This is a genomic window from Mesorhizobium sp. B1-1-5, from assembly GCF_006443065.1.
Lineage (GTDB): Bacteria > Pseudomonadota > Alphaproteobacteria > Rhizobiales > Rhizobiaceae > Mesorhizobium.
The window spans coordinates 1-1,515 of sequence record NZ_VFWS01000350.1 but is presented as its reverse complement, the minus strand read 5'-3'; the positions used below and the strand labels follow the sequence as shown (position 1 = coordinate 1,515).

At 65.5% G+C, this 1,515-nt stretch carries 3 protein-coding genes; 2 read left to right on the top strand and 1 reads right to left on the bottom strand.

The features are described 5' to 3' along the window. Positions 1-685 (top strand): MFS transporter (locus FJ980_RS31245; RefSeq protein ID WP_140547394.1); only part of this gene is annotated, 685 nt, incomplete at its 5' end. Between the two features lie 120 nt (positions 686-805). Here FJ980_RS31245 and FJ980_RS31240 read toward each other — a convergent pair. After that, a complete protein-coding gene (locus FJ980_RS31240; protein ID WP_140547393.1) occupies positions 806-1,153 on the bottom strand; it encodes a GFA family protein in 348 nt (115 codons plus the stop codon). 120 nt (positions 1,154-1,273) lie between these two features. Here FJ980_RS31240 and FJ980_RS31235 point away from each other — a divergent pair. Next, positions 1,274-1,515, top strand: a 242-nt coding sequence (locus FJ980_RS31235; protein ID WP_246676649.1) for an amidase family protein, incomplete at its 3' end; no start/stop codon positions are given.

The window sequence follows — 1,515 nt, the reverse complement described above, 5'->3', positions numbered from 1 at the left end:
TATCTGGGGCTGGCGCACGGGTTTCATGATCGCCACGGTCGTCGCCGCGCTGGCGTTGTTGGTGCAGGTGGCCACCATTCCGAAACTGCCGCCGATGGGCGTGGCAAGTTTCCGCACTTTGCTCGAGGTCCTGGAGCGCCCGTCGATCAGGGTGGCGCTGCTGGTCGTGCTGCTGGTCGCTTCGGGGCACTTTGCCGGCTTCACCTATGTGCGCCCCTTCCTCGAGAAGATCCCGATGCTCGGCATCGAGACAATCTCGCTGGTGCTCCTGGCCTATGGCATAGGCGGCTTCTTCGGCAATATCGCCGGCGGCATCCTGGCCGAACGCAATCTCAAGGCCGCCGTCGCGCTGGCACCCCTGCTGATCGCAGTGGCCGCCGCCTCGATGCTGGTCTTCGGCGCCTCGCCGGCGATCGCCGCCGCCGCCGTGGCGGCCTGGGGCTTTGCCTTCGGCGCGGTGCCGGTCGGGCTGCAGACATGGCTGGTGCGGGCCGCGCCCGATCAAGCCGAGAGCGCCGGCGGCCTGATGGTCTCCACCTTCCAGGTGGCGATTGCGCTCGGCGCCGTCTTTGGCGGCCTGCTGGTCGATCATGCCGGCGTCGCCAGTGCCTTCGCCTATTGCGGCGTGGCGACTTTGCTGGCGGCAGTCGTGGTGTTTCTGCTCGCCCCAAAACGCGCCGAGTAGGCTCTCCCGACAACCATCCCTGACTTGCGCAACGGCCCGAGAACCATCATGGTTCTCGGGCCGTTGCCTTTGCGATGGCGGCGTCGCTGACAGGCAGACGCGGCAGGCTGCCGGCGAAATTCAGGCTGAACGCCCATCGAAGTCGAAGATCGACAAGGCGGACGGATCGACATCGGCGACACAGTTGACGTTAATGTAGGCGCTGCGTTCACTCCCCTCGCGCACATCCTCGGCGAAAGGATGGATGCCGCAGGTGCGACAGAAGCGGTGCGCGATGGCGCAGTTGCCGAATGTGTAGGTGCCGATCTCGTCGCTCCAGGCCAGCACCCGCAGCGCCTGATGCGGAACGGCGCACAGCAAGGCGCCCTTGCGCGAGCAGATCGAGCAATTGCACCGCACGGCTTCGGTCAGTTCCGCCTCGAACTCGAAGGCGACCTTGCCGCAATGACAGCTGCCTTTGTAGAGCATCGTTCTCTTCCTTGCGTCCGCCAGGGGTGCAAAACCGCCCGCGCCGGGTTAAGTCTCGGCACGCCACGCGCTGGCTGCTAAGCTTAAGACGTCCCAGAGGTCCGGAGTCCGACACCGAAGATGCAATCCGTCCGCGATCACCTGGAAACTATCCTTGCGCGTCTCGCCGCCCGTGCCGGTGAAGAACGTGTGTTCACGAAACTCTATACCGAAGCCGCACGAGCCGCAGCCGATGCCGCCGACGCGCGGCGGAGGGCCGGCGTGAGGCTCGGACCGCTCGACGGAACGATCATTTCGATCAAGGACCTGTTCGATGTCTGCGGCGAGGCGACCACGGCCGGATCACTGCTGCTCAAGGATGC

Bases quoted from the DNA above. Each gene is read 5' to 3' on its own strand.
- FJ980_RS31240 (WP_140547393.1), bottom strand. From the start codon at position 1,153: ATGCTCTACAAAGGCAGCTGTCATTGCGGCAAGGTCGCCTTCGAGTTC.